The following is a 24,720-nucleotide window of genomic DNA, read 5'->3' as shown; positions in this document are numbered from 1 at the left end:
GCCCTGGCGCCGGGGGCTGGTCATGCGGGGGCCGACCGAGCTGCGGGTGTCGTGGTGAGGCTGGAGGTGTGCCGGCTGGAGAGGCGGGCGGGCCTCCTCCCCGGGCACGGGCGGCACGGCACCACGCGTCGTGCCCTCGTCCGGCGTCCCGCCGTCGGCGGCGCCCGCTCCCGATCGGCGCCCGGCTCACCGCTTCTGGGGTTTCCCGGCCGGGCTGGTGCGTTCTGATCCGCGGTTCCGCGACGGCCGCCGAGAGCGGGGAGCGGGTGGCCTCACCAACGGGGACCGGTTGCGTCCGGGCGAGCGCGGTTGGCTAAAGTAAGGGCAGCAACGCCCCCGTAGCCCAATCGGCAGAGGCAGCGGACTCAAAATCCGTCCAGTGTGCGTTCGAGTCGCACCGGGGGCACTCGCCTTTCGCCGGGCGATACGGCCCCTGACCAGCATGTTCTGGTCAGGGGCCGCTTGGCGTCGGCGTCCGGCTGCGTCCGGGCGTCACCGGGCAGGTGTGGGGTCCTGTCGACAATGGGGTGACACGCTCGGTCCTGCCCGAGGGCGGCGTAGATCTGGTGCAGCGTGCCCCGCCCGTTCCGCGAGCTAGGTGGAGGGCGCCCCACTGCTGAGCGACGTCGAGACGCAGGCGTGGCGCAGTCGCACGGACAGCTGGCCAACGGCGGGGGCGTACTCCTCCGGTGTCCGCATTCGTTGCCTTGTCCCACTCCCACCGTCGTCGGCTCGGCCAGGTCGCCACCCGTGAGGTTGCGGAACAGTCGCCCATCCGTAGCTGTCGAGACGCGGCTCAGGTGCGCATGCGGCAACGCCGTCAGCGGTGGGGGGCGGGGCGCAGGCCGCACCTCCCCACGCGCCCGCTGTTCCAGGGGACGCCGATCACGGCGCTGCCCCGGGTTGGTTCACACGACCTCGGTGGCGTCGTCGAGCAGCCTGGCGGCGGGACCGTCCCCGACGAGCTCCTGAGGTCGCGGTGGGAGCGGTGCCGTGAAGCGGTCCCGGTTCGTCCCACCGCATGGCCCGGCGGTGCGGACGACGGGCCAGGGGTTCCTCCCCGGGAGGCGGAGCTGATGCGGCGACCGCCGGGGTCGACGGGGCGAGGCGCGTGCCTACCGGGTGCCGACTGCCGGTCCCGAGTCGGACGGCACGCCGGCCTGGGGCTCCACCACGACTGTGGTGGTTCACGCCGAGGCTGGTCCGGTTCGGGACCTGGGGTGGACCTGCGAGGGGCCGGCCTCGGCTGGGGAATCCGAGCGGAGGCCGCCGCGCTCACTCCGCCTGGAGGTGGACGTGGGGGAATGCGGCTGACCTTCCCGGTCTGCGAAGCCAGTCCCTCCCCCGCGTGGAGGTGGACGTCGTCCGGCGCCGCGCCCAGGTCGACGGCGAGATCGGGGCTGGCGGGCCGGCCAGTGCCTCGGGCGGGTTCGGGCCGAGCCCGGGGCAGTGCATTCGGGTGCTCGGCCCGTCAGCTTCCCGAGCACCCGGTCAGGACCGGGTCGGGCACGGGGCGGGGTGGGACGCGACCTCGACGGGACCCGGCGTGGAGCGGTCCCACCCCGCGCCGGCTCAGGCGATGATCCGCAGCGGGTGTTCGAGCAGGCTGGTGAGCGTCGAGAGGAACCGCGCGGCGAGAGCACCGTCGATGATGCGGTGGTCCGCCGAGAGCGTGCAGCGGATGCGGTGGCGTACCGCGACGGCGTCGTCGACGACCACGGGTTCGGGGAGCGCCGCTCCGACGGCGAGGATCGCGCCCTCGGGCGGGTTGATGATGGCGGTGAACCGCTCCACCTGGTACATGCCGAGGTTGCTGATCGTGAACGTGCCGCCGGTCATGTCCGCTCCGCTCAGCTTCCGGTCCTTCGCCAGCCCCACCAACCGCCTGGACTCGACGGCGATGCTGGAGACCGTCATGCGGTCGGCGTCGGCGATGACCGGGACCACGAGGCCGTGGTCGGAGGCGACCGCGACGCCGATGTTGACGTGCTCGTGCAGCAGGGTCGCTCCTCGGCCCTCCTCGGAGTAGGAGGCGTTGACCCCGGGGTGTTCTCGGAGGGCGATGGCGCTGGCTCGGACGATGAGGTCGTTGAGGCTGACCTTCCGCTGGCCGGTGGTGTCGAGCTCGGCGTTGATCCGCGCCCGCAGGGCGAGGAGTTCCTCGACGTCGGCGACGGCGGTGACGGAGAAGTGCGGGACCGAGCTGCTGCTCTCGGTCAGTCTCCTGCTGACGACCCGGCGGGTCGTGTCGAAGGGGACCGCCGTGGCTCGGGTGGGGCCGCCCTCGCTCGGTGCGGCGGCGCTGCCGCTGTCAGGGGGAGCGGTGTGCCCGGTCGTCGCCGCTCCTCGGGCGAGAGCCTTTTCGATGTCGACTCGGACGATCCGCCCGCCTGGGCCGCTGCCGGTGATCTCGCTGAGGTCGATGTCGTTGTCACGGGCGAGTCGCCGGACGAGTGGCGTCGCGAGCGGCCGTCGTGCGGAAGGGGAGGTGGTTCCCCCCTCGGGCGACGCCGGGGCGGGCGCTGAGGCGGGAGCTCTTCCGGGAGCCGGCGGCCCACTCCTGGTGGCCGGCGGAGAGGTTCCGGGGCTGGCGCCGTCCTCCGCCGACGTCTCCACCGGGTGGTCCCGGCCGTCGTCGATCCGGGCGATCACGGTGCCGATGCTGACCGTTTCGCCTTCCGGGAAGAGGATGTCGTGGAGGGTTCCCGCCTCGTAGGCCTCGTGTTCCATGGTGGCCTTGTCGGTTTCGATCTCGACGAGGACATCGCCGACCTCCACCGCGTCACCGGGCTTCTTGTGCCAGGCGACGATGGCGCCTTCCTCCATGGTGTCGGACAGGCGGGGCATGCGGATGTCGATCACGGGGTGTCCTTCCCTGCGCGACGGCCGACGGAGGCGAGCGTCTGGCGGATGGCGGCGGTGACGTCGTCGGCGGAGGGGAGGGCCGCCGTTTCCAGGGTCTTGGCGTAGGGCAGCGGAACCTCGGCCATGGCGACCCGGCGGACGGGAGCGTCGAGCCAGTCGAACGCGCCGTCGGAGATGGTGGCCGCGATCTCGGCGCCGATGCCGTAGGTGAGCCAGTCGTCCTCGACGACGACGGCGCAGTGGGTCCTGCGCACGGAGTCGACGACGGTCTCCCTGTCCAGGGGGCGCAGGCTCCGCAGGTCGACGACCTCGATGTCGACGCCGTCGGTCTCCGCCATCCGTTCGGCGACGGTGAGGGCGACGGCGGCCATCCGGGAGTAGGCGACGACGGTGATGTCGCTGCCCCGGCGGGTGACGGCCGCCCGGCCGATCTCCCCGGGGATGTCGTCGTCGGGCACCTCGCCCTTCATGTTGTAGAGGGCCAGGTTCTCGAGGAACAGGACGGGGTCGTCGTCGCGGATCGCCGCCAGCAGCAGCGACTTGGCGTCGGCGGGGTTGGAGGGCGCGACGACCTTCATCCCGGGCACGAACGCGTAGTACAGCTCGATGTTCTGCGAGTGGGTGGCGCCCAGTTGCTGGCCGCCACCACCCGGGGTGCGGATGACCAGCGGGACGCGGGCCTGCCCGCCGAACATCCCGTAGATCTTGGCGGCGTGGTTCACGATCTGGTCGAGGGCGAGCAGCGAGAAGTTGATGGTCATGATCTCCACGACCGGTCGGAGGCCGAGCATGGCGGCGCCGATCGCCGCTCCGGTGAACCCCTCCTCGGCGATGGGTGTGTCCCGCACGCGCTTCTCGCCGAACTCGGCGAGGAGCCCGGCCGTGATCTTGTAGGAGCCCTCGAACACACCGATCTCCTCGCCGAGGAGCAGCACGTTCTCGTCCCGGCGCATCTCGCTGCCGAGGGTGTCGCGGAGCGCCTGGCGGTAGGTCATGATGCTCACGGGTGAGCTCCGATCCGTGGGAGGGGCGCCGGTTCGAACAGGGGTTCTCCCGGGAGCCGCCGGGAGTCGTTGGGAACCGGCGTGGCGTAGGTGTAGTCGAAGAGCGTGTCCACGGCCGGGTGTGGGCTGGCCTCGGCGAAGGCGACGGCCGCCGCGACCGCGCTGGTGGCCTCCGCGTCGATCTCGGTGATCGCCTCGTCGGTCAGCTCGCCCTCGCCCCGCAGTCGGAACGCGAGGGCGGCGACGGGGTCGCTCGTCCTGAGCGCCTCCACCTCTTCGCGGGTGCGGTACTTGGCGGGGTCGACGACCGAGTGGCCCTTCAGTCGTGAGCTGACCGCCTCCAGGAGGAAGGGCCGCCCGGACCGGGCGCTCGCGAGGGCGCTGAGCATCGCCTCGCGCACCGCCACCGGGTCGTTGCCGTCCACGCGGGCCGAGGACATCCGGTAGGAGGCGGCCTTGCGGTGGAGCTCCGGTTCGCCCGACGCCTTCTCCACGGTCGTGCCCATTCCGAGGCCGTTGTTCACGACGACGTAGACGACGGGCAGGTTCCACAGGGCCGCGATGTTCAGGGATTCGTGGAAGGCGCCGATGTTGGTCGTTCCGTCGCCCATGACGCAGGCCACGGCCTCGTCGCCACCCCGGTAGTCGACGGCGAGGGCGGCTCCGGTGGCCAGGGGGAGCTGGCCACCGACGATGCCGTAGCCGCCGAGCAGTCGGGCGTCCCCGTCGAAGAGGTGCATCGAGCCGCCCCACCCCTTCGAGACACCGTCGCGTCGGCCGTAGAGCTCCGCCATCACTCGTCCTGGCTCGACGCCCCGGGCGAGGGCGTACCCGTGCTCCCGGTAGTTGGTGAAGAGGTAGTCCTCCGGTTCCAGTGCCGACATCAGGCCCACGACGGTCGCTTCCTCGCCCAGGTTGAGGTGGCAGTAGCCGCCGATCTCGGCCTGGGTGTACGCGCGTGCCGCGCGCTCCTCGAACCGGCGGATGAACACCATCCGCCGGTAGAACTCCCGCAGCTGACTGTCGTCAGTGGTGGCGTCCTCCCCCACCGGGCCGGGCTGCCCTGGCGGTTTCCGCACGGCGGGACCGCGCTTGGCCATCGTGTACTCCTCGCTCCGCGCCTGGTGGCCCCGCCGGTCGGGCGGGACCCGCAAAAAATGACACTACTTCGTATCATTATAGGATGGCACTCGGGCCGACAACCCCGGCACGGTGCTGACGAGAGGCAGGCGATGACCCACCTGGAGGCGACGGGACGGCGCAAGCGGGGCCGCCCCACGCAGGAGGAACGCGAGCGCCGGCGAGACCAGATCCTCGACGCGGCGGTGAGCCTCTTCGTGGCCAAGGGGTTCGGCCAGACCTCGATCGACGAGCTCGCGGCGGCCGCCCGCGTGACGAAGCGCACCATCTACACGTACTTCGGCGACAAGGCCGAGGTGTTCACCGCGGCGGTGGAGCGGTTCCGCGTGAGCGCCCTCGCCCAGCTCACCGCCGAGGACGAGTCCCTCACCGACGTGGCCACCCGGCTCGTCCTCGTGCTGCACTCCGACGAGGCGGTCGGACTGCACCGCCTGATGATCGCCGAGGCACCCCAGTTCCCGCGTCTCGCCGAGCGCTTCTACGCCAGTGGCCCCCTCGGCTACATCGAACTCCTCTCATCACTGCTCGACGCCGAGGGCGCACCACCGGACGCCGCGGCGGACGGTCGCGCCGAGGCGCTGTTCGGCCTGCTGCTGGGTGAACCGCATCGACGCCGACTCCTCGGGCTGGCCCCCGCTCCCACCCCCGCCGAGGCGCGGCGCCACGCGAGGGCGGCGCTCCGACTGGTGGTGGGCGAGGGTGACGGCGCCGGCTGACCTCCCCGCGGGGTGATCCGGGCGGGAGAACTCCACTCCCCCGCCGTCCCGAGCCCGCCGATCCAGGGCGGCGGGCACGACGAACCGGGCCGACCGGCCGCCGCGCCGGTGGGAGGGAACGGGATCACGGACCAGCCGGGCCTGGCCCACGGCGCGGGCACCCGACCTCCGGGGAGGTCGCGGGGGTGCCGCTACGCGGGCTGCCCCTCGCCAGCGGGCGGGGCGGGCGCGGCGAAGGCTGCGAGGAAGGTGTCGACGCCGTCACGGACGGGTCCGTCGACCTCCTCTCGGCTGAGCGCGCGCTGCCCGTACTCGCTGCTCGCCAGGACCTCGTCGGCGACGAGGGCGATGAACTGCTGGGCGGCCCGGGACGGGTCGCGGAGCACCAGCCGACCGGTCGCGGCCAGCTGGGCGAGCTTGCCGGCGAGCGCGTCGATGGTGCGGGTCCGGTTGCCGATGCGGAGGTCGCGCACGAGCTCCGGGAAACGGTTCTGCTCGCTGATCTGGAGGCGCGACACGGCGAGGCCGTCCTCCCGGGACACGCAACCCACCAGGGCGTGGCCGAGGACCTCCAGCTCGGCGCGCAGGTCGGCGGGTCGCACGTCGACGGCGTCGATCACGGCGCGGACCCGCTCGTGGGCCAGCCCCGCTCCGCGCCGCAGCGCCTCGGTGAAGAGGGTCTCCTTGTCGCCGAACCGGTGATAGACGGTCGGCTTGGCGACACCCGCCCGGCTGGCGATCTCGTCGACCTTCGCGGCGGCGAAGCCGTCCCGCCCGAAGACCTCCAGGGCAGCGCCGAGGATGCGTTCACCCTTGTCCACCTGCGCGGAACCAGCCGGAGTCACCCCACCATCGTACCGAACGGTCCACTCCCCTGAACTCGTGCGTAAACTGAACTCGTGAGTTCAATCCTTGAAACTCCTCAGTTTCCCCCTGGTCCGGCGGTGGGCAGGATCGCCGCCGTCCTGGTGCCCGGTGGCCTGTTGGCACTGCTGAGCACGACGATCGTGGGCGTCACCGTCCCGGGGATCGTGGCCGATCTCGGCGCCGACCTCGCCAGCGCGCAGTGGGTCACCTCCACGTACCTGCTGGCCGCCGGTGTCGGGATCGCCGCGAGCGCCTGGGCCAGTGCCCGTTTCGGCGTCCGCGCCACCTGGCTGGTGGCACTCACTGTCTTCGGGGTGGGCGCGGGGCTGTCCGCGCTGGCGCCGAACCTGGACGTCCTGATCACGGCCCGCGCCCTCCAGGGTCTCGGCGGGGGCATGCTGGAGCCGGTGATGCTGACGGCGCTCGCCCAGGCCGCCGGCCCCGCACGTATGGGTCGGGTGATGGGATCGGTGGCCGCCGTGATGTCCGTGGGGCCGATGGCCGGCCCCCTGCTGGGCGGCACCCTCACGGACGCGCTCGACTGGCGGTGGGTCTTCGGGGTACCCGCGATCGCCACGGTCGCGGTGTTGGCCGGTTCCGCCCTCGTCCTGCCCCGGGAGCAGGGGGACTCCGTTCGCCTCGACGGCATCGGGCTCGGGCTCCTCGCCCTCACGTCGGTCCTGGCCCTCTACGGCCTGTCCCGGGCGGCGACGCCGGCGGGTTTCGACGGCACGACCCTGGCGCTCCTGGCGGCGGCGGTCCTCGCGTTGCTCGTCTTCGTCCGCTGGGCGCGACCGCGTGGGGCGGCCGCGATCATCGACCTGAGCACCTTCGCCTCGAGGGGCTTCGTCCCTCCGGTGATCATCATGCTGCTGCTGGGTGTCGCGATCTACCCGATGTTCTTCGGACTCCCGCTGTACTACCAGGGCGTCGTGGGGATGAGCGCGGCGTCGGCGGGACTGCTCATGGTGCCCTACGGCCTGGGGAACCTCGTGATGATGCCGCTGGCGGGTGTCCTGAGCGACCGCCTGGGCGCTCGCGGCATCATGTGGGTCGGCACGGGGGTCTCGGCGGCGGCGTTCGTGCTGCTGCTGCGCACCAGCCCGGACACCTCGACGGTCACCTTCGCCGGCATCGCGCTGGCGGCGGGGGTGGGACTCGGCGGGGTGGCCAGTCCGGCCGTCGCGAGCATCTACCGCGTGCTGCCCGCCGCGCTGATCGCCTCGGGCAGCACCATCCTCTTCTGCGTCAACCAGATTGGTGGCGCTCTCGGTGTCGCCGTGCTGACCCTGCTGGTCGGCGGTCCGCACTGGACGGCGGACTCCGGCACCGCCCCCCTGTGGGTGCCGCTCGCGGCGATCGTGCTGGTCATGGTCGCGGTGTTCGGGCTGCCGCCCGCGAACCGGCCCCGCTCCTCCGAGCAGCCGGCGCGCCGAAGCGCGGATGCCGGTCCGAGCGGAGGCTGAGCCGGACCGGCTTGGCGCGGCGGGACGGCCAGCGGAACCGGTGGGCGGGATCGGTCACACCCGACCGCCCGCCGGTCCCCGGAGGGGGCGGGCCTGGGGTGGGCTCATCGCTGACCGGCGAGCCGGCCTCCGTCCGATCCGCCCTCGGGACCCTGCCGCGCGCCCCCGAGCCGTAGCCGGCCGTGGTGGTGGGCCGACACGGGAAGGTGGCGTCCCGCGAGGTCACGGTGGCCGGGCTGACGGACCGGGCCCCGGCGGCCCTGCTGAGTCCGAAGGCGAACGTTCGCCGCATGCCGCCCCCGGAAGGCGCCGGCGCGCCTGGTCAACCTCGCGCGGACTCCGGTGGTCCTCCCTGGGCCGGCTTCACCAGCAGGTGAGGGAGTCCGGGCACCCGGGTCTGCTGGACGCCCGCGAGGAGGTCCGAGCCCACCCGTCGCGTGAGTCGGACGGCCGTCGCCGCCACCATCGAACTCACGTCGCACCCCATCCGGGCGCGGCTCCGCACCAGGAGCCGGCAGGGGTGCTGTCGAGGTTCGGCCACCAGGTCCACGTTCGGAGCTCCGAGGGGTGTGACGGTGGCGGAGCCGGTGGTCGAACCCCGTCACCCCCTCGACGCCCCGCCTCGCTCCGGTGCCCGGCGAGGCGGTCAGCGGCGCTGACCGCCGTCCTCGGCGTGCCGCTCCCGCAGGCGCTGCTCCTCCATCCGGGTCTCGGCCCGGATCTCCCGTTCCCGCTGGAGCCAGTCGGGGTTGTCGGCCCTGAGCTGGTTGATGTCCGCCGTGGTGAGCGCGTCGGTGATCCCGGCCCTGGCGAGGCCGCTGATGGAGACACCGAGCCGGGCGGCCACCACGGGCCGGGGGTGCGGTCCGTCGCGCCGCAGGTCACGCAGCCAGTCCGGCGGATCGGCCTGGAGCGCGTTCAGCTCGTCCCGCGAGACGACCCCCTCCTGGAACTCGGCCGGGGTCGCGTCGAGGTAGACCCCCAGCTTCTTCGCCGCGGTAGCGGGCTTCATCGTCTGCGGGGTCTTCCGTGCCGTCATACCCGCCAGGATAACGAGCGCCGCTGGCGGGCCCGGTCACGCCCGGTAACCTGGCGCCGTGGCAGGACCGGAGGCACCTCACTCGTTCAGACTGGCACACGTACCGGGAGTCACCCCGGGCAAGTGGGCGCGGATCTGGGAGGAACGCTTCCCGGAGGTCGCCCTGGCCGTGCTCCCCGTCGACGTCCCCGAGGCCGTGGCGCTGGTGCGGGACGGCCGCGCGGACGCGGCGGTCACCCGGTTGCCCGTCGACCGCACCGGCCTGCACGCGATCCCCCTGTACGCGGAGACCTCGGTGGTGGTCGTGCCCAAGGAGCACTTCGTGGCCGCCGCCGACGTGGTGTCGAGCGAGGACCTGGCCGACGAGGTCCTGCTGCACCCGCAGGACGACGTGCTGGAGTGGGAGCGGCCCCCGGGGCGGGCCGGGGCGGAGCGGCCGGTGACCACGGCGGCGGCGTTCGAGCGGGTGGCGGCCGGTGACGGACTCCTCGTGGTTCCGCAGTCACTCGCCCGCCTCCACCACCGCAAGGACCTGACCTGGCGCCCGGTCTCCGACGCACCCGAGTCGGGGGTGGCGTTGGTGTGGTTGGACGTCGAGACCACCGACCTGATGGAACGGTTCATCGGGGTGGTGCGGGGGCGCACCGTCAACAGCAGCCGGGGCCGGCCCCAGCCGGAGCCGGCCCCCGCGAAGGCGGAACGCGGAACGACCGATCGTCGGGAACGCCGGACTCCGGCGGCCGGCAACCGGAAGGGCGGAGGTCCCCGCCGTACACCCCGCCCGTCGGGTCGTCGCGGTCGCCGTCGCTGATCCCGGGCGGTTCCGGCTGCCCGCGAACGGCGATCCGCCGGGTACCCGCTCCTCCACCTCGGCGTCCTCGATTGCCCGGCCACCGGCGCTCGCCTGGTCCTGGAACGCTCGGGATTCGACGTTGGGCGTCGTGGGTGGCCGGTCAGGCGGCGTAGTGCAGGACCACGACCCCGTTGTCGAGAGTGCGCGTCCTCGTGTGCGTGAGCCGCCGTCGGTCGAGGTTCTCGAACAGCGGTGTGCCGCCACCGAGGACGACGGGGTGCAGCATGAGTTTGTACTCGTCGACGAGGTCCAGGGTGGCGAGTTCCGCGACGACGCTGGCGCTGCCGATGACCGCGATGTCACCCGCCACCTCGCGCTTCACGGCGGCGACGGTCTCCCGCCGCAGGTCGGTGAGGACGCGAGCGGGAGCGTGATCACCCCACGGCGCGCGGTCGAGGGTTGTCGACACCACGGCCTTCGGGGTGCCGTTCATGTGCCGGGTGATCTCGGGGTGGTCGGTGCGCACGGTCGGCCAGTAGCCAGCCAACTCCTGGTACGTGACCCTGCCGAGCAGGATCAGGTCCACGGTGCGTTGTTGGGCGAGCGTCTCCTCGTCCATGTCGCCGTCGAACGTCTCCGTCACCCAGCTCTGGTCATTGCCGGGGCCGCTCGTCCTGCCGTCCAGGGTGAGGAACTCCGTCACCACGATCCTGCCCATCGCTCACCACTTCATTTTCGTCGCGTCGGACGCCCAGCCGGCGTGGCACCCGGAAACCCGGTGGCGGAGCCCGGGGGACCGTCGACGGGGATGCCGCAGCGAACGAGGCTTCCGTGCCATCACTTGCGAAAAGCAAGCTACCACTTGCGAACAGAACCTTCGCATCGGGTAACCAGCACCGCGGCTGGTGGGCTCGGAATCGCATGCGGGAGGTCGCCCCTCCGGCCCACTCCCCTTCCCTTCCGCCCGGCGTTCCGCCGCCTCGACCACCCGAGGGGCCTCGAACCGGCGTTCACCGTCGCCCGACCTCGAGGAGAGCGAGCAGGCGTGGCGGCCTCCAACGCCGCCGTGGCCGCCGCCCGGACACCTGGCCCCGCCGCCGGGCCGATCTCCGGGCGAGTGACCACGGGCCGAAGCAGTCCGTGTGGGGACCGCCTCCCCTGCCCGCGCGGGGCGCGACCATGACCCGGCAGGACTCGACCCGGCCAACACCCCCACCCGGCCCAGCGCCCGCGCGGCCGGTGGGCGGCTCCCGGTCCCGACCGGTTCCCGCACCGTCGCCTCTGTGCTGGTGGTGCGGGGGACGGCCTCGATGAAGCTGAGCCGAAGCGGCAGGATCGGGTCGGGGTCGGTGGTCGTGACCGTCAGGCGGTGCTCGTCGACGACCTCGAGTTCGAGGCGTTCGTCCCCGAAGACGTAGCCGTCCACGTCGCAGGCCAGGTCCGAGTTCACCGCCCGGTGGATGGAGAAGGCGGTGTCCTCCGAGGTCGTGGTCGTCCCGTCGTGGAAGGTGACGTCGGGGGCGGAGGTCGAGTTCCCAGGTGGTGGGCGTCCGCTGCCGCCAGGCGGTGGCGAGCAGGGGTTCCCGCTCCCCCGTCGCGGGATCACGCTCGATGAGGGGTTCGCCGATGTTGGACCTGACCACCACACCGGTGTCGGTCAGGGAAGCCTCGCAGGGTTCGAGCGTGGGGGGGTTCCTGGGCCAGGACGATCCGGAGCGTGTCGCCGGCGTCCCCGCCTCCGCCGCTGTTCGCGACGGTGCACGAGGTGGCGGCGAGGATCGCGACGGCCAGCGGCACGACGACGGGTGCGGGGGGAACGGGTGCCGTGCGGGAGGGGAAGGAGGACGGCATGCCTCTCCGATGGGTCGGACGGTCGCGTCCGGCAGCCGCGGGGCGGCGCGGGGTGCGCGGGCGCGGAATGCGCCGTGCCGTTCGTCCGTGCACGCGGATCCGGTCCGCATTCGTAGGCGCAGGCGGTAAGTGGGCCCTTGCGGGGCGTCAGGAGGTCACGTCGCGGGTCTCCGGCAGGGACAGCAGGGCACGCAGGGCGGGGCTGTCGTGCTCGGTCCGCCAGAGGCAGTGGGTGCGCACCACGTCCGGCGCCAGTCCGTCGATCTCGGTGAACTCGAGGTTGGGCAGGCGCAGCCGCGCGGCGGACCTGGGCACGACGCCCACGCCGAGCCCGGCGTCGACCAGCGCCAACAGGCTGTTGACCTGCCCGACCTGCTGGACGTAGCGGGGCTCGACGTGCGCATCGTGGAACACGCTGACGACCAGTTCGTACAGGTAGCGGGCGTCCACCGGCGCGTAGGTCACGACGTCGTGCCGGCCGACGTCGGCCAGCGTCGGGGGACGTCCCAGCACGCTGAGGGGATGGCCTCGGGGACAGGCCAGGACGAGGCTCTCCACGTGGACGCACCGGGCGCTGAGCAGCTCCGATGCCGGAACTCCCCTGGCCAGGCCGAGGTGCAGCCGCCCGGCCAGCAGCGCGTCGACCTGGTCCCTGCTCACCATTTCGGTGAGGGTCAGCTGGACGTCGGGCAGGTGGGTTCCGATGGCCCTGATCCAGGCTCCGAGCACCGTGGTGGCCGACACCGCGGTGAACCCGATGTGGAGGTTGCCCGCCGTCCCCCGGGCGGCGTTCCGCGCGGTCAGGGGAGCGGAGTCGGCCAGGCCGAGCATCCGGCGGGCGTCGACGAGGAGGACCTCCCCGGCCGGTGTCAGGCCGACGGTCCTGGCGTCCCGGGTGAACAGCTGGACGTCCAGGGCTCGTTCCAGCTTGCGGATCTGCCGGCTCAGCGGTGGCTGGGTCATGTTCAGCCGTGCCGCCGCCCTCCCGAAGTGGAGCTCCTCGGCGACCGCGACGAAACCCCGCAGCTGGTCGAGGGTGAACCGGGGGGACATCGCGCCTCCATACCAAGAAGGTATTGCCACATGCCGTATTCGACTTGGACAGGTATCGGATGCGGATCCTACTCTCGGGTCAGCCCTTCGAGCCTGGAGTCGACGATGCCCCTGTTCGCACCCGAGGAGCTGAGGTCGACCCTCGGTTCGGGACTGCTCTCCTTCCCCGTCACGCACGCACGAGCGGACCTCTCCTTCGACGAGGACACCTACCGGGACCACGTCTCCTGGCAGGGTGAGCACGGCGCCTCCGGCGTGTTCGCGGCCGGTGGCACCGGGGAGTTCTTCGCGCTCACCCCCGAGGAAGTGGGCCGCGTGGTCCGCGCGGCCGTCGCCGCCGCACCGGACGGGACACCCGTGCTCGCACCGGCTGGCTACGGCACGGCGCAGGCGGTGGCGATGGCCAGGGACGCGGGGGCCGCCGGGGCGCACGGCGTGTTCCTGCTGCCGCCCTACCTGACGGAGGTCTCCCAGGAGGGACTCGTCGCGCACGTCAGGGCCGTGTGCGCCGCGACCGACCTGGGGGTGGTGGTCTACCACCGGGCCAACGCGGCCTTCGGCTTCGACGCGGTGCGGGAACTGGCGGAGGGCTGCCCGAACTTCGTGGGGTTCAAGGACGGTGTCGGCGACATCGACCTGATGACCCGGATCCATGCCCGGCTCGGTGACCGCCTGCTGTCGATCGGGGGTCTGCCGACGGCCGAGACCTACGCGCTCCCCTACCTGGAGATGGGGGTCACCACCTACTCGTCGGCGATCTTCAACTTCCTGCCCGAGTTCGCCCAGGGCTTCTACCGCGCCGTGCGGGCGCGGCGGACCGAGGAGGTGTACCGCCGGCTCACCGATTTCGTCCTGCCCTACCTCGACATCCGGAACCGGCGCGCCGGGTACGCGGTGTCGATCGTCAAGGCGGGGCTCTCGGTCGTCGGGCGTCCGGCCGGCCCCGTCCGACCGCCGCTGACCGACCTCAGCGACGCCGAGCGGGACGAGCTCGCCCGCCTCGTGGACCGGGTGGGGGGACGGTGACCACCGGCGTGGCCGAGCCGCGGCGGGAGGCCTCCGGTGGCACCGGCCGGTCAGGGCCCCGGTGGTGACCGGCTAGGGGCATGCCTGGTCGTGCGGGACGGCACGCTCCCGAACGCGGGTGGAGCACTGGGCACCTGCTCGGCCTGGCCGGGCGACGACGGCGCACCGGAGTGGGAGGTCCCGGGTGGTCCCGCCCGCACGCCCATGGTGGCGGAGGTTCGCGACCTGGTCGTGGGAAGCCCGGCCGCCGGCCACAGGCAGCGCACGCGCGGCCGGCGACCGCCTCGACGGGCCTGACAGGTCGGGGCGGTGGCCAGCCCGTCGCCCGGCGGCCGGCGAGAACCGTCGGGCATCGACACCGGGACGCTCGGACCCGACTGGCGACGAGGCGCGCCGGAGCGGCGAGCACCTCAGGGCATGCGCTCCCAGAAGTCGAGCTGGTGGTCGGCGGCGTAGTCGACGCCGCCGATCCGGTCGGGGGCGAGGGACTGGACGTGGCCGGTGGAGTGGTCGGGCCAGGGTGGCAGGTCCGGGTGGGTCGGGTCGCCGTGGGCGGCGAAGGTGGCCCAGTACCGGTTCATCCGTTCGGCGAAGGCCCGCTGCCCCTCGGTCAGGGCGGGTACCCCGGCCAGATCGAACTGGTACGCCAACTCTGCCGCGTGGTAGGCGCCGAGCGGGAAGTCCGGGACCGGTACCAGCGGGGGCGCGTCCTCGTCGGCGAACTCGTAGAACCACGTGGGAGTGTGCGCGGCCACGGCGCGGCCCAGCTGCCAGGTCGGCCACGCCCAGGCACGGTCGGTGCTGATCCGCGCCCAGGCCAGGCCCGGCGTCGGGTAGCGCTCCGGCGGGTACCGCCGCGCGACCTCCGCCGCCGCGTCCCCGAACGCCTCGGCCAGCAGGGCCGGGAAGCGGTCGGCGGTGACCGGGCTGCCGACGAGCTCGGCGAACACACCGACGAAGAAGCGGGCCTCGTCGCGGGCGGCACCCACCACCAGCGGTACCCGCTGGAAGCGCCCGGCGGCCAGGGCGGTCGCGGGCGATTCGGGGAGGACGGGGCCGCCGAAGGCCGGTCGGATGAAGGCGTCGGAGACGGTGAGCAGGTCGGCGACCGGCACGTGCCGCAACTGGTCGAGCGCGGAGTCCGGCGAGCTTCCCGGCTCGACCCAGCCCCGGTCGAGGGCGACGGCCGCTCCCAGCTGGTCGAGGTCCTCGGCCGCGATCCAGCGCGGCGGGAGCGCCGGGAACCCGGGGATGAACACGTTCGCCGGGGTGGTGGTGCCCAGCACGGCGAACGGGCTCTGCAGGACCGCGCGGTGGAACAGCCCCTCGGACGCGGGGGACACCAGGTGAGCGGCGATCATCAGGGCGCCGTAGGACTCGCCCGCCAGCGTCACGTTGCCCGGGTCGCCGCCGAACCGGTCGATCTCGTCCCGCACCCAGCGCAGCGCGGCCTGCTGGTCGAGCAGGCCGAAGGTCCCACCGTCCCGAAGTCCGGGGTGGGCGAAGCACCCGAACACCCCGAGCCGGTACTGCGGCGTGACGACCACGACGTCACCCGTGACGGCCAGCCGGTGGGCGTCCCGGCCGGCCGCGCCACCGTTGGTGCCCCCGCCCCCGTGCAGCCAGACGACCACCGGTCTCCCGTCCGCGCCCTCGGGCGCGGTGACGTCCAGGGTCAGGCAGTCCTCGTCGAGGGAGGGGACCTCGGCGAAGGACCGCGCCAGCTGCGGGGCCGGCGGGCCGGGGCGGGTGGCGTCGCGGACGTCGGACCACGGGGCCACCGGTCGGGGCGCGCGCCAGCGCAGCTCCCCGAGCGGCGGCGCGGCGTAGGGGAGCGCGCGGAACGAGGAGCGCCCGTCGAGCCGGCGGCCACGCACCGGGCCGGTGCTCAGGTGGACGAGGACGTGCTCGGTCATATCCGCTGCTCTTTCGCCACGACGGGACGGACTCCGCCGCCCGGGAGGGGGTGGCCGGTGCGGGCTGCCCGGACGGGCCAACCAGCCCGCGCCGCACCGAGACTGAACAATACGAACATATTGTCATACAAGCACATGCCGGTGGCGCTCCTCATCCCGACGCCCCCGGGACCGCCTCACCACACCTCGCGAGGGCCGGTCTCCGAACCCGCGAACACCCCGGCGACGACCGAGCGCAGCACGTCCCGCGCGGGGAAGGCGTCGGCACCCGAGAACGCGACCTGGTCCGCCAGCCCCTGCACGGTCGCCAGCACGGCGCGAGCGGCGTGCTCGGGGTCGAGCCGGGTGCTCACCTCGCCCCGACGCACACCGCCGACGATGACGTCCGTGACATGGCGGAGGAGGTCACCCCCCGACCTCCTGGCCACTTCGGCGAGGCCGGGGTCGTGCGCGGCCTGGGACCACAGCGCGCTCCGGACGCGGTACTCGACCTGACGCTCCTCGTCGAGCGGCAGCAACTCGACGAGACTGTCGACCAGCACCTCCAGAACGGGTCGACCGGCCGCCTCCAGGGAGCGGACCCGTCGCCGAACGCGGTAGCCGAGACCGCTCGTCGCGTCGTCGTAGGCGTAGCGCAGCAGGGCCTCCTTCCCGCTGAAGTAGTGCTGGATCAACCCGACGGAGACACCGGCTTCGGCCGCCACCCGCGAGAAGGACACCGCCGCGAAACCCCCGGCGGCGAGCAGGCGTTGGAACGCCCGGGCGATCTGGGTGCGGCGCTGATCATGATCGACGATACGAGGCACATGGTTATCATATGATCGTATCGCAACTGGGCCCGTCGGGGCGACGCCGGTCGGGCGACACCCCGAGCACCGAGCCCACACCCCGAAGGGAGCCCACCGTGCGCTCGACGCTGCGCGACGCCCTCAGCACCGCCCTCAAGGCCCGCGACCGGGTCGCGATCGCCGCGCTCCGCTCCGCGCTGGCCGCCATCGACAACGCCGGGGCCGTTCCCCTCCCGCCGTCGACGAGCGGACCTGGCGTCGCGCCCGGCGCGGCCGCCACCAGCGAACACGTCGCCGGAACGACCGCAGGCCCGGGTTCGACGGAGGTGGACCGACGTCAGCTCACGGTCGCCGAGGAGCGGGAGATCGTGGAGGACGAGGCGCGGGAACGACGAGAGGCGGCGGCGGCCTACGAGCACGGAGGCCGGCACGAGCACGCCGAGCGGCTCCGCGCGGAGGCCGAGGTGCTCCACCACCACCTGTCCGCGAACGGCTGAGGAGAAGGGCACGCCGCGCGTTCGTGCACGCCGGTAAGCCCATCGTTCGGGAGGACGCCGGGGCGGTTCGGATCACGCGCTCCCGCAGCGGCGAGCACCTGGGCGGCAGGGCGGGGTGGGGCCGGAACGCCGCCCCGCGTCCCTTGCGGGGACCGGTGCCCTAGTCGCGCTCGCGCCGGCCCCGGACCAGTTCGGTGCCCAGGGCGTCCAGGCGCTGGTGCCAGAAGTGGCGGTACCGGTCGAGCCAGTCGTCGATCTGGCGCAGCGGCTCGGGGTTGACCGAGTACAACCGGCGCACACCCTCGGCCCGGACGGTGGCGAAACCGTTCTCCCGGAGCACCCGGAGGTGCTGGGACACCCCGGGCTGGGAGATGCCGAACTCGCGCTGCACGACGGCCCCGACGGCGCCGGCGGGGAGTTCCCCGTCGGCGAGCAGCTCAAGGATCCGGCGCCGCACCGGATCACCGAGAACGTCGAAGGCGTGCACCGGGTCAGTATCCGCCGCCCGCCCGACATCAATCAACGGCGATGGGCGCGGGACGGAGCACACCCCGAGGTCCCGCCGGTGGGAGGCCCTGACGCAGCGGGGCGCGGACCGTGCTCCGCTCGGGGAACCGAGGTCAGCCAGGCCACCGCCGTCGCCGGCGGCCGACACCGCGTGGAGCGCGCGACCCCCGGGACGCGCGCCGGCCGTTCGGCTCACCCACCGGAACTCGCCATCCCCGAGCACGAGCACCCGGATGTCCACATCGGACTGTCACTGGTTCCAAGCTGCCTGGTCACCAACGGTGACAGCATGCGATTCCACCACGGAACGTCCAGGTCATCGGGCAGAATCCGGGGACGCGCTACGCGCCTCGGTCGGTTCTCAGCACCTGGAGTGGCCCCGTATGCACTGGCTCATCTGGATCGCGGGCACCGTCGTGCTCGTGGCGGCGGGCGTCGGCGCGACGCTCTTACCCCAGCGGAGGGCCCGCGCCCTCCGCCGTCGAACCGCGTGGTCGACGGCACGAGCGGAGATCGCCCGCGCGACGGTCAGCCGGGACGCCGCCCCCGTCCGCGTCGAGGAGGCCGAGCGGCTGCTGACCCGGGCCGAGCTCATCGCGGCCGACCGGGGCGGCCCGGACGCCGCCGCGACGACGGCCGAGTACGCACGGCGCGCGGACCGGCTGTGGCGGGAGGCTTCCGGTGACTGACGGGCCAGCCCGTGTGTGGTTCGAATGGTTGCGCTGGGGTGCGCTCGGTGTCGCCGTCGTGGTCCTGACGATCTTCCTCGTGGTCCAGGGCCGGGCGACCATCGACGTCAGCTACGGGCAGTCCCCCTCCTCCGCCGATCCCGTTCCCGAGGGGGAAGCGGGAGAGTTGAGTGACGCGACGGTGCCGTCCGTGGAGGAGATGACGCGGATGGTGGCGGACAACCAGATCGTGCGCCTGCCCGGTTCGATCGCCCACATCGACGAGGACCGGGTGCGGGCGGAGATCGGCGGCACCGACGCCCGGATCCTCATCGCCCCGCCCGGGCTCGACGAGGACGAACGGGAGCGGGTCCGGGAGGTCGAGAACGCCACGGTCCGAGTCCTCGGCACCGAGGTCTCCGGCGGTTTGTACCAGGCCGTGCCCGACGACTTCGACGGCTGGCGGAAGAGGTTCGCCACCGGGGACGTGACCGGTTCGGTCACCCTCCTCCTCCGGGAGCTCCGGGGCGAGAGGACCGAGGACGACGAGGACGGCGAGGACGACACCATCGCCTGGCGCGAACCGACGGCTGAGGAGTTCGGCCCGGTCGCGGCGGACCTGCGCGAGACCGGGCTGCACACCGCCGAGGGCAGCACGATGGACGCCCTCCCCGAGGCGGCCGCCACGGCCTTCCCCGACGGGGACGCCCTCTACGCGGTCTTCCCCCAGCAGGAGGCGGACCAGCCGGTGCCGGACTACACGACGGCGCTGGCCGCGGAGTTCCCGGACCGCCCGATCGTGGTCATGTACGGGTCGTGGGTCGAGTACCGCGGTCCCTACGAGGAGGACTTCGCGTCGGTCGTCACGGCCAGCATCTACGGTCAGCTCAACGATCGGTTGAGCAAGTACGACTACCCGCAGTCCAACGTGCTACACGCCTACCTGAACCGGGTGACCGACGTCCGCTACGCGGGTCTGTTCGACCGGCCACTCCCCTACCAGCCCTTCGACCCGCTCCGGGTGACGATGCCCGCGCTGCCGTGGATCTTCGCCGCCTGCGTCCTGGTGTTCCTCGCGCTGTCGGTGCGGGCCGTGCTGCGACCGGTGACCCGCCCGAGGCAGTTCCAACAAGGGCACACGGCGGCCCGGCTCGCCGGCCTGACCGCACTGGCCATCGAGGTGTCGGCGCTGACCGGTCGCGACGGGGACACACCGTTGACCCGGGGCCTGGCCGCGCTGGAAGGGGCGCGGAAGGCCCTCAACGACAAGCTGCCGGACCAGCACGTGCACACCCTGCTCAACCAGGCGGAGGCCGAACTCGACGACACGGCACGCGCGGTCGGCCGCACGGACTACCGCCCGAACGTCTACCTCCAGGGCAGGCTCGCATGATGACGCGGCTCCGCACGTTCCTCGGCACCCCCTTCGGCCTCGCGCTGCTCGCGTGCCTCGGCCTGGCCGGCTGGGCCCTGTGGTCCGCCGGCGCCGGGGACGTGACGAATCCGGTGGCGAGGCAGGTGCGCACGTCGTCGGTGTACGCGGCACCCAGCTACGACCTCGACCAGGAGCGGGCCGAACGCATCCTCGGCAACCGGCGGGTGGTGGTGGCGCTCCTCGAACCGGAGGCGGACATGCGCGCCGCCTGCGACGGCGTGAAGGGTGCCGCTGACGGCAACGTCGTGCTGTTCCTCAGCCCGGACGCGGACCGGGAGAAGTTCGACCACTACGGGTGCGCCCTGCTGCCCGACGGTGACAGTAAGGGCTTCGGGAGGAGATTCGTCGCCGAGATGATCATCAGCAGAGGGGTGGGCCAGTTCGTGGACCAGCCGCTGAACGCGCTCAAGGTGGTGGCGGTCAACTACGACCTGCTCGTGAGGTCGGGCACGGTGCCGGACGGTGCGCGGATCATCAGCCCCTCGCTGCCCCGCTACCTGGTGGCCGCGGCGGCGTTGAGCGCCGTGGTCCTCGGGTCGACCGGGGTGTACCTGACGTCCCTGCGGGCGGGCCGGGTGGCGGCCAGACGTCAGCGGCGTCGGGACGCGGCGCGGGACGAGCGCAGTGCCCTGAGCGCGAACGCGGCCGTCCTCGCCCAGCGGATCATCGACCTCGACCGTCGTGTCCCCGCTGCCCGCCGGTCCGAACTGGAACGGGAGCGCAACCGGCGCGGGAGGCTCGCCAACCGGTACCGCGCGATCGCCTCGGACTTCGCGGTGCTGCTCCGTCGGATCGCCGAGGCGGACGCGCGCGGTGAGACCGACCGGCAGGACCTCGTCTCCCGCGTGGACGAGCTCAGCCGCCGGTGCGACGACCTGGAACGTGACCTCATCCTGGCTCGCTGAGCCGCGCCGGACCCGTCGGCCTGCCGACGGTTGCCCCCGACCGGCGTCGCCGCCTGCCCGTCACCACCCGCCGCGCCGAGGTCACCTGAGGGTCGCGCGGAGCGGGCGGCCCACACGGCCGTGATGGAGCGGGACCTGGAACGGCTGGACGACGGTCTCGCCACCGAGGTCGGTGTGCGGGGGGTGCGGCTGTCGGGCGGGCAGATCCAGCGGACGGCCGGGGGCGCGGATGGTCGCCAGGGACGCCTCGCTGCTGGTGATGGCCGACCTGTCCAGTGCCCTGGAGGTGGAGATCGAGCGGGAGCTGTGGCGGCGGGTCTTCGCCGAGCCGGTCACCTGCCTCGCCGTGTCCCACCGGCCAGCGGTCCTGGAGCGGGCCGACCAGATCGTGCTGATGAAGGACGGCCAGGTGGAGGCGGTGGCACGCTCGACGCACTGCTGGACTCCTCGCCGGAGATGCGTCTGCACTACCGGGGGCGCGGACAGGGCTGAGCGGCGGACGGGGCTCGGGGCCGGACGGCCCACCGGGGATGATCCTCAGACCTGTCGGGCGAGGGACCCGCCCGGCGGGATCAGCCGTCGAGCAGCGGCCGGTCCTCGGCGATGCGCCGCAGGTAGCTGGCGGTGGGCGAGGTCGCGCTGGCGGTGTCGGTCGGAGTGCCCTCGGCGAGGACCCGCCCGCCACCGCTGCCCGCTCCCGGCCCCATGTCGATCAGCCAGTCGGCCGCAGCGGCCACGTGCAGGTCGTGTTCGGCGACCACGACCGTGTTGCCCGCGTCCAACAGCAGGTCGAAGGCGTCGACCATGCGCTGCACGTCGGCGGGGTGCAGGCCGGACACGGGCTCGTCGAGCACCACCAGACCCGGGGACCGGCTGGCGCTGCCCTTCTGGATGGCCGTGGCCAGCTTCAACCGTTGCGCCTCACCACCGGAGAGCTCCGTGGCGCTCTGCCCGAGCTGGAGGTAGCCGAGGCCGACGCGCCGCATGGCGTCGAGGACCTTGCTCAGGGCCGCCGGACCGGTGAAGACCTCCGCTGCCTCGGCGACGGTCAGCGACAGGACGTCGTGGATGGTCAGGTCGCGGTAGGTCACCGCCAGCACCTCGGGGGTGAACCGGCGGCCGTCACACGCCTCGCAGGTCACCCACACGTCGGGCAGGAAGTGCATGTCGACCAGCCGGCGACCGTACCCGGTGCACTCCTCGCAGCGTCCACCCGAGGCGTTGAAGGAGAAGGACGACGCCGTGAGCCCGGCGTCCCTGGCCTGGGCGGTCCCGGCGAACAGCGCCCGGATCGCGTCGAAGGCCTTGGTGTAGGTGGCGGGGTTGGACCGGGGGGTTCGGCCGATGGGTTCCTGGTCGACGACGGCGGCCCAGGAGATGCCGTTGAGGTCGACCTCCCGCACCGCCTCGCAGGTCCGCCTGGCCAGGGCGGCGGTGACCCCGCCGCCCAGCGCGTCGTTGAGCATGCTCGACTTCCCGCTGCCGCTGATGCCGGTGAGGCAGGTCAGACGGCCGAGGGGGAACCGCACCTCCTCGGCGAGCACGTTGTGCACCTTCACGCCGTGCAGCGACAACCAGCGGGTCCCGGGGCCGACCGGCCGGGAGGCGCGGCGAACCCGGGAGCCGCGCCCGGTGAGGTAGCGCCCGGTGACCGACTCGGCGACCCCGCTCACCTCGGCGGGGGTTCCGCTGGCGATCACGGTGCCGCCCTGCCGGCCGGCTCCCGGCCCCAGGTCCACGATCCAGTCGGCGCGCGCGACGAGTTCGGGGTCGTGTTCGACGAGCAGCACCGTGTTGCCCGAGGCCCGCAGTTCCCCGGTGATGTCGAGGAGGTGGCGTTTGTCGGCGGGGTGCAGGCCGGCACCCGGCTCGTCGAGGACGAACACGATGCCGGACAGGTCGGTGCCCAGCTGCGCCGCCAACCTGGTGCGTTGCAGCTCACCTCCGGACAGCGAGGTGGCGTTGCGGCTGAGCTGCACGTGCGCGAGCCCGAGCCGCTCCAGCAGGTGGAGCCGTTTGTCGAGTTCGGCGAGCAACGGGCCACCCACCTCGCGCTGGCTGGCCGTCAGGGTGTCCGGGAGCCCGGCCGACCACCGCTGGACCTCCCGGATCTCCTGGTCGGCGATGCGCTGGTAGCTGATGCCGCCGAGGGTGACCTCCCGGGCGGTGTCCCCGAGACCGCTGCCCCCGCAGGTCGAGCAGGAGGTCAGGCGCATGTACTTCGCGTAGCGCTGCTTGGCGGATTCGCTGCCCGCCGCGCCGTAGAGACGTTCGACCTCGGCGAGCGCGCCCCGCATGGGCTGGTTGGAGGAGAAGGTGACCTCGGAGTTCTCCTTGCGCATCGCCACGGTCACGTTCGCCTCGATGGCCTCGTCCCCGGTGCCGTGGAGCACCTCGGCGCGGAAGCTCGCGGGGAGCTCCCGCCAGGGCAGGCCCAGGTCCACGCCCCGCTTCTCGGCCAGGGCCGGGATCACCCCGTGTTCGTTGGACCGCCACTTCTCGAACCAGGGTGAGGCGCCCTTGGTCAACGGGCGGTCCTGGTCGGTGATGATCAGGTCGGGAGTGGCGCGGAGCAGCCCGCCCATGCCGTGGCACTCCGGACAGCGCCCCTCCGGGGAGTGGCGGTCGAAGTGCGAGGTGGTCAGGCCGCCCGCCGCCGGGTCGGTGAGCGCGGGAAGTCGCGAGTAGAGCAGGCCGAGGTAGCCGTCCACTCCGGTCAGGGTCGCGACGGTGGACCGGGGGTTGCGGTTGAGCCGGCGCTGGTCGACGGCGAGTGTCGCGCCGAGACCGGTGATGCGGTCCACCTGGGGCCGGTCCCGCACGGTGATGTACTGGCGGACGAAGGGTGACATCCCCTCCAGGTACCGCAGCTGGGCCTCGGCGTGCAGAGTGTCGATCGCCAACGAGGTCTTCCCGCTGCCGCTCACGCCCGTGAAGGCCACGAGGGCTCCTCGGGGAATCCGCAGGGACACCTCGCGGAGGTTGTGCGTGCGGGCACCCCGGATTTCGATGTGTCCCTGGGATACGTCGAGTGGGACAGCGCGACGGGACGACGTCGTCACCGGTTGTACTCCAATCAGGAAGGGCGCCACAGGACGGGGTGGGCCGCAGATCTCCCCAAGATATCGGGTTGGAGCCGACGAGTTGGACATCACTGGTCCAGCAACGGCAACCGCAGCCGGCTCCGGTCGAGGTTCACCGAGACCTGGTGCCAGCCGGATACCGCAGGGTGTGTTCGGGGTCGGTGGAAATGAGCACGACACCGATGCGGTGTCCCCGCGGAAGGACCCGGTCGGTCGCGTCGACGTTCCACCGGAAGACGTACTCGTGGTCAGGGATCATGTCGCGCTGGCGGTACGGCGAATGGCGGTTGCGAACACCGGTCCGGTCCCAGGGTGAGGGCGGCCGCTGTTGGGTCCGCTTCGGCGGAACCGGATTTCTTTCCCCGGCGAGCCTTTCGATCGGCGCGTTCATCGGGAAGGGAAACGCAAATGGACCACCGCACAGCGAGCACCTGCGGGGACGCGATGGCCCCCGTGTTCGACTTCCCGAATTCGGACGAGGACGAGACTGGGGAAATCGTCCGGTTCCTGACGTCCCTGGGCACGGAAGGCCCGGAGCCGGAACCCGACGTCGGAACGGGTGGTGTCGTCATCCCCCTCGCCCGCACACCAGCCGGGAGGCGCACGGAATCGGGGTGAGCGCCGCGATGGCGGCGCCGCTCGGCGCCAAACCCGCAGGTGAGCTGCCCACGGTCGTCGAGGGCGACATGCTGACCGCCGACCCGCCCGCTCGTCACGGCCTGATCTACCTGCTCCAGGCGGGCTCGGCAACCTCCTGCCCGAGGAGGGCCAGGTCGCGTACCTGCGGAGGGCACGTGAACAGCTGCGGCCGGGCGAGCGGCTGGTGCTGGAGGCCTGGGAGCCGGGGAGGGAGAAGTTTCGTCGCCGACCAGCACGCCGAGACCTCGCTGCTGGACGCCTCCTACGTGGTGTTGTTGGCGGCACGGCTGGACGCGGCGGAGCAGGTCATCAGCCAGCAGACATCTGATCAGCGCCCAGGGGATCCAACTGTTCCCCGTGCGGTTCCGCTACTTCGACGTCGTTCAACTCGACCGGATGGCCGCGGCGGCCGGACCCGGGCTGGCGGGCCGTGGGCGGACTGGGCCCGGGCCGCCCACGACC

General features: G+C 72.7%; 24 protein-coding genes and 1 tRNA gene. 11 read left to right on the top strand and 14 right to left on the bottom strand.

What is annotated here, in order from left to right:
• Nucleotides 1-332: 332 nt before the first annotated feature.
• Nucleotides 333-406: transfer RNA gene (locus tag ACTIDRAF_RS0212400), tRNA-Leu, on the top strand.
• A 1,166-nt stretch (nt 407-1,572) separates the two neighbouring features.
• On the opposite strand, the gene ACTIDRAF_RS0212395 is transcribed toward ACTIDRAF_RS0212400, so the two are convergent.
• The 3 genes from ACTIDRAF_RS0212395 to pdhA are packed head-to-tail and all read right to left on the bottom strand — an operon-like array spanning nt 1,573 to nt 4,969.
• Entirely contained in the window at nt 1,573-2,862 is a 1,290-nt protein-coding gene (locus tag ACTIDRAF_RS0212395) for a dihydrolipoamide acetyltransferase family protein (RefSeq protein ID WP_016699063.1), read from the bottom strand.
• Entirely contained in the window at nt 2,859-3,869 is a 1,011-nt protein-coding gene (locus ACTIDRAF_RS0212390) for an alpha-ketoacid dehydrogenase subunit beta (RefSeq protein WP_016699062.1), read from the bottom strand. Before ACTIDRAF_RS0212390 ends, ACTIDRAF_RS0212395 begins: the two co-directional genes overlap by 4 nt.
• A complete protein-coding gene (pdhA, locus tag ACTIDRAF_RS0212385) occupies nt 3,866-4,969 on the bottom strand; it encodes a pyruvate dehydrogenase (acetyl-transferring) E1 component subunit alpha (RefSeq protein ID WP_016699061.1) in 1,104 nt (367 codons plus the stop codon). Before pdhA ends, ACTIDRAF_RS0212390 begins: the two co-directional genes overlap by 4 nt.
• A gap of 132 nt (nt 4,970-5,101) precedes the next feature.
• Here pdhA and ACTIDRAF_RS0212380 point away from each other — a divergent pair, with 132 nt between their 5' ends.
• The gene (locus ACTIDRAF_RS0212380; protein WP_016699060.1) at nt 5,102-5,725 is read left to right on the top strand and encodes a TetR/AcrR family transcriptional regulator; all 624 of its coding nucleotides are present in this window, start codon (nt 5,102-5,104) and stop codon (nt 5,723-5,725) included.
• Between the two features lie 191 nt (nt 5,726-5,916).
• Here ACTIDRAF_RS0212380 and ACTIDRAF_RS28530 read toward each other — a convergent pair whose 3' ends face one another.
• Nucleotides 5,917-6,570 (bottom strand): TetR/AcrR family transcriptional regulator, encoded by a 654-nt coding sequence (locus ACTIDRAF_RS28530; protein ID WP_039787007.1) that lies wholly within the window; start codon nt 6,568-6,570, stop codon nt 5,917-5,919.
• A 99-nt stretch (nt 6,571-6,669) separates the two neighbouring features.
• On the opposite strand from ACTIDRAF_RS28530, the gene ACTIDRAF_RS28525 reads away from it, so the two are divergent.
• Entirely contained in the window at nt 6,670-8,058 is a 1,389-nt protein-coding gene (locus ACTIDRAF_RS28525; RefSeq protein WP_016699058.1) for a DHA2 family efflux MFS transporter permease subunit, read from the top strand.
• Nucleotides 8,059-8,704: 646 nt separating this feature from the next.
• On the opposite strand, the gene ACTIDRAF_RS0212360 is transcribed toward ACTIDRAF_RS28525, so the two are convergent.
• Nucleotides 8,705-9,097 carry a DUF5997 family protein gene (locus ACTIDRAF_RS0212360; RefSeq protein WP_026066032.1) on the bottom strand — a complete coding sequence of 131 codons (393 nt, stop codon included), beginning with the start codon at nt 9,095-9,097 and terminating at the stop codon, nt 8,705-8,707.
• A gap of 58 nt (nt 9,098-9,155) precedes the next feature.
• Between ACTIDRAF_RS0212360 and ACTIDRAF_RS0212355 the strand changes: the two genes are divergently transcribed.
• On the top strand, nt 9,156-9,908 hold the full coding sequence (locus tag ACTIDRAF_RS0212355) for a LysR substrate-binding domain-containing protein (protein ID WP_016699055.1): 753 nt from the start codon (nt 9,156-9,158) through the stop codon (nt 9,906-9,908).
• 142 nt (nt 9,909-10,050) lie between these two features.
• Here ACTIDRAF_RS0212355 and ACTIDRAF_RS0212350 read toward each other — a convergent pair whose 3' ends face one another.
• The 3 genes from ACTIDRAF_RS0212350 to ACTIDRAF_RS0212345 all read right to left on the bottom strand — a co-directional run bounded on the left by ACTIDRAF_RS0212350 (nt 10,051) and on the right by ACTIDRAF_RS0212345 (nt 12,794).
• Entirely contained in the window at nt 10,051-10,608 is a 558-nt protein-coding gene (locus ACTIDRAF_RS0212350) for a dihydrofolate reductase family protein (RefSeq protein ID WP_016699054.1), read from the bottom strand.
• Between the two features lie 3 nt (nt 10,609-10,611).
• Nucleotides 10,612-11,496, bottom strand: a complete 885-nt coding sequence (locus tag ACTIDRAF_RS35575; RefSeq protein WP_211215331.1) for an ABC transporter substrate-binding protein — start codon at nt 11,494-11,496, stop codon at nt 10,612-10,614.
• 392 nt (nt 11,497-11,888) lie between these two features.
• Nucleotides 11,889-12,794, bottom strand: coding sequence for a LysR family transcriptional regulator (locus ACTIDRAF_RS0212345; protein ID WP_016699053.1), 906 nt, complete (start codon nt 12,792-12,794; stop codon nt 11,889-11,891).
• A gap of 105 nt (nt 12,795-12,899) precedes the next feature.
• Here ACTIDRAF_RS0212345 and kdgD point away from each other — a divergent pair, with 105 nt between their 5' ends.
• Nucleotides 12,900-13,820, top strand: a complete 921-nt coding sequence (kdgD, locus tag ACTIDRAF_RS0212340) for a 5-dehydro-4-deoxyglucarate dehydratase (RefSeq protein WP_016699052.1) — start codon at nt 12,900-12,902, stop codon at nt 13,818-13,820.
• 410 nt (nt 13,821-14,230) lie between these two features.
• Here the strand turns inward: kdgD and ACTIDRAF_RS0212330 are convergent, their stop codons facing one another.
• Nucleotides 14,231-15,736 carry a carboxylesterase/lipase family protein gene (locus tag ACTIDRAF_RS0212330; protein ID WP_016699050.1) on the bottom strand — a complete coding sequence of 502 codons (1,506 nt, stop codon included), beginning with the start codon at nt 15,734-15,736 and terminating at the stop codon, nt 14,231-14,233.
• A 176-nt stretch (nt 15,737-15,912) separates the two neighbouring features.
• Nucleotides 15,913-16,542, bottom strand: a complete 630-nt coding sequence (locus ACTIDRAF_RS0212325) for a TetR/AcrR family transcriptional regulator (RefSeq protein WP_016699049.1) — start codon at nt 16,540-16,542, stop codon at nt 15,913-15,915.
• A gap of 98 nt (nt 16,543-16,640) precedes the next feature.
• On the opposite strand from ACTIDRAF_RS0212325, the gene ACTIDRAF_RS0212320 reads away from it, so the two are divergent.
• Complete coding sequence (locus tag ACTIDRAF_RS0212320) at nt 16,641-17,021, top strand: GatB/YqeY domain-containing protein (protein ID WP_016699048.1); 381 nt, start codon at nt 16,641-16,643, stop codon at nt 17,019-17,021.
• A 160-nt stretch (nt 17,022-17,181) separates the two neighbouring features.
• Here ACTIDRAF_RS0212320 and ACTIDRAF_RS28520 read toward each other — a convergent pair whose 3' ends face one another.
• Complete coding sequence (locus ACTIDRAF_RS28520; RefSeq protein WP_039787009.1) at nt 17,182-17,508, bottom strand: ArsR/SmtB family transcription factor; 327 nt, start codon at nt 17,506-17,508, stop codon at nt 17,182-17,184.
• Nucleotides 17,509-17,911: 403 nt separating this feature from the next.
• Between ACTIDRAF_RS28520 and ACTIDRAF_RS0212310 the strand changes: the two genes are divergently transcribed.
• Genes ACTIDRAF_RS0212310 through ACTIDRAF_RS0212300 form a run of 3 tightly spaced genes read left to right on the top strand, consistent with a single transcriptional unit; the run spans nt 17,912 to nt 20,536 of the window.
• Nucleotides 17,912-18,217 (top strand): DUF6403 family protein, encoded by a 306-nt coding sequence (locus ACTIDRAF_RS0212310; RefSeq protein WP_016699046.1) that lies wholly within the window; start codon nt 17,912-17,914, stop codon nt 18,215-18,217.
• Complete coding sequence (locus ACTIDRAF_RS0212305) at nt 18,210-19,589, top strand: hypothetical protein (RefSeq protein WP_052168804.1); 1,380 nt, start codon at nt 18,210-18,212, stop codon at nt 19,587-19,589. The genes ACTIDRAF_RS0212310 and ACTIDRAF_RS0212305 overlap by 8 nt, the downstream gene beginning before the upstream one ends.
• On the top strand, nt 19,589-20,536 hold the full coding sequence (locus tag ACTIDRAF_RS0212300; protein ID WP_016699044.1) for a hypothetical protein: 948 nt from the start codon (nt 19,589-19,591) through the stop codon (nt 20,534-20,536). The genes ACTIDRAF_RS0212305 and ACTIDRAF_RS0212300 overlap by 1 nt, the downstream gene beginning before the upstream one ends.
• A gap of 81 nt (nt 20,537-20,617) precedes the next feature.
• Here ACTIDRAF_RS0212300 and ACTIDRAF_RS0212295 read toward each other — a convergent pair whose 3' ends face one another.
• The 3 genes from ACTIDRAF_RS0212295 to ACTIDRAF_RS35300 form a co-directional block, all read right to left on the bottom strand.
• Complete coding sequence (locus ACTIDRAF_RS0212295) at nt 20,618-21,004, bottom strand: hypothetical protein (RefSeq protein WP_026066031.1); 387 nt, start codon at nt 21,002-21,004, stop codon at nt 20,618-20,620.
• A 104-nt stretch (nt 21,005-21,108) separates the two neighbouring features.
• Nucleotides 21,109-23,478: an excinuclease ABC subunit UvrA gene (locus tag ACTIDRAF_RS0212290; protein WP_016699042.1), complete on the bottom strand. Its 2,370-nt coding sequence runs from the start codon at nt 23,476-23,478 to the stop codon at nt 21,109-21,111.
• A 253-nt stretch (nt 23,479-23,731) separates the two neighbouring features.
• A complete protein-coding gene (locus ACTIDRAF_RS35300; protein ID WP_280956882.1) occupies nt 23,732-24,010 on the bottom strand; it encodes a CocE/NonD family hydrolase C-terminal non-catalytic domain-containing protein in 279 nt (92 codons plus the stop codon).
• Nucleotides 24,011-24,027: 17 nt separating this feature from the next.
• Between ACTIDRAF_RS35300 and ACTIDRAF_RS0212280 the strand changes: the two genes are divergently transcribed.
• Nucleotides 24,028-24,237 (top strand): hypothetical protein, encoded by a 210-nt coding sequence (locus tag ACTIDRAF_RS0212280; RefSeq protein ID WP_016699040.1) that lies wholly within the window; start codon nt 24,028-24,030, stop codon nt 24,235-24,237.
• The coding region (locus ACTIDRAF_RS33790; RefSeq protein ID WP_211215330.1) for a hypothetical protein at nt 24,234-24,720 on the top strand (487 nt) is incomplete at its 3' end. The genes ACTIDRAF_RS0212280 and ACTIDRAF_RS33790, both read left to right, overlap by 4 nt.

Source organism: Actinoalloteichus spitiensis RMV-1378 (genome assembly GCF_000239155.1).
GTDB lineage: Bacteria > Actinomycetota > Actinomycetes > Mycobacteriales > Pseudonocardiaceae > Actinoalloteichus_B > Actinoalloteichus_B spitiensis.
Note: the sequence above shows the minus strand (reverse complement) of the source record. Positions and strands in the feature narration are given on the sequence as shown.

Bases quoted from the DNA above. Each gene is read 5' to 3' on its own strand.
- ACTIDRAF_RS0212280 (WP_016699040.1), top strand. From the start codon at position 24,028: ATGGACCACCGCACAGCGAGCACCTGCGGGGACGCGATGGCCCCCGTG.
- ACTIDRAF_RS0212300 (WP_016699044.1), top strand. From the start codon at position 19,589: ATGACGCGGCTCCGCACGTTCCTCGGCACCCCCTTCGGCCTCGCGCTG.
- ACTIDRAF_RS0212310 (WP_016699046.1), top strand. From the start codon at position 17,912: ATGCACTGGCTCATCTGGATCGCGGGCACCGTCGTGCTCGTGGCGGCG.
- ACTIDRAF_RS0212330 (WP_016699050.1), bottom strand. From the start codon at position 15,736: ATGACCGAGCACGTCCTCGTCCACCTGAGCACCGGCCCGGTGCGTGGC.
- ACTIDRAF_RS35300 (WP_280956882.1), bottom strand. From the start codon at position 24,010: ATGAACGCGCCGATCGAAAGGCTCGCCGGGGAAAGAAATCCGGTTCCG.
- ACTIDRAF_RS0212360 (WP_026066032.1), bottom strand. From the start codon at position 9,097: ATGACGGCACGGAAGACCCCGCAGACGATGAAGCCCGCTACCGCGGCG.
- ACTIDRAF_RS0212345 (WP_016699053.1), bottom strand. From the start codon at position 12,794: ATGTCCCCCCGGTTCACCCTCGACCAGCTGCGGGGTTTCGTCGCGGTC.
- kdgD (WP_016699052.1), top strand. From the start codon at position 12,900: ATGCCCCTGTTCGCACCCGAGGAGCTGAGGTCGACCCTCGGTTCGGGA.
- ACTIDRAF_RS0212350 (WP_016699054.1), bottom strand. From the start codon at position 10,608: ATGGGCAGGATCGTGGTGACGGAGTTCCTCACCCTGGACGGCAGGACG.
- pdhA (WP_016699061.1), bottom strand. From the start codon at position 4,969: ATGGCCAAGCGCGGTCCCGCCGTGCGGAAACCGCCAGGGCAGCCCGGC.
- ACTIDRAF_RS0212380 (WP_016699060.1), top strand. From the start codon at position 5,102: ATGACCCACCTGGAGGCGACGGGACGGCGCAAGCGGGGCCGCCCCACG.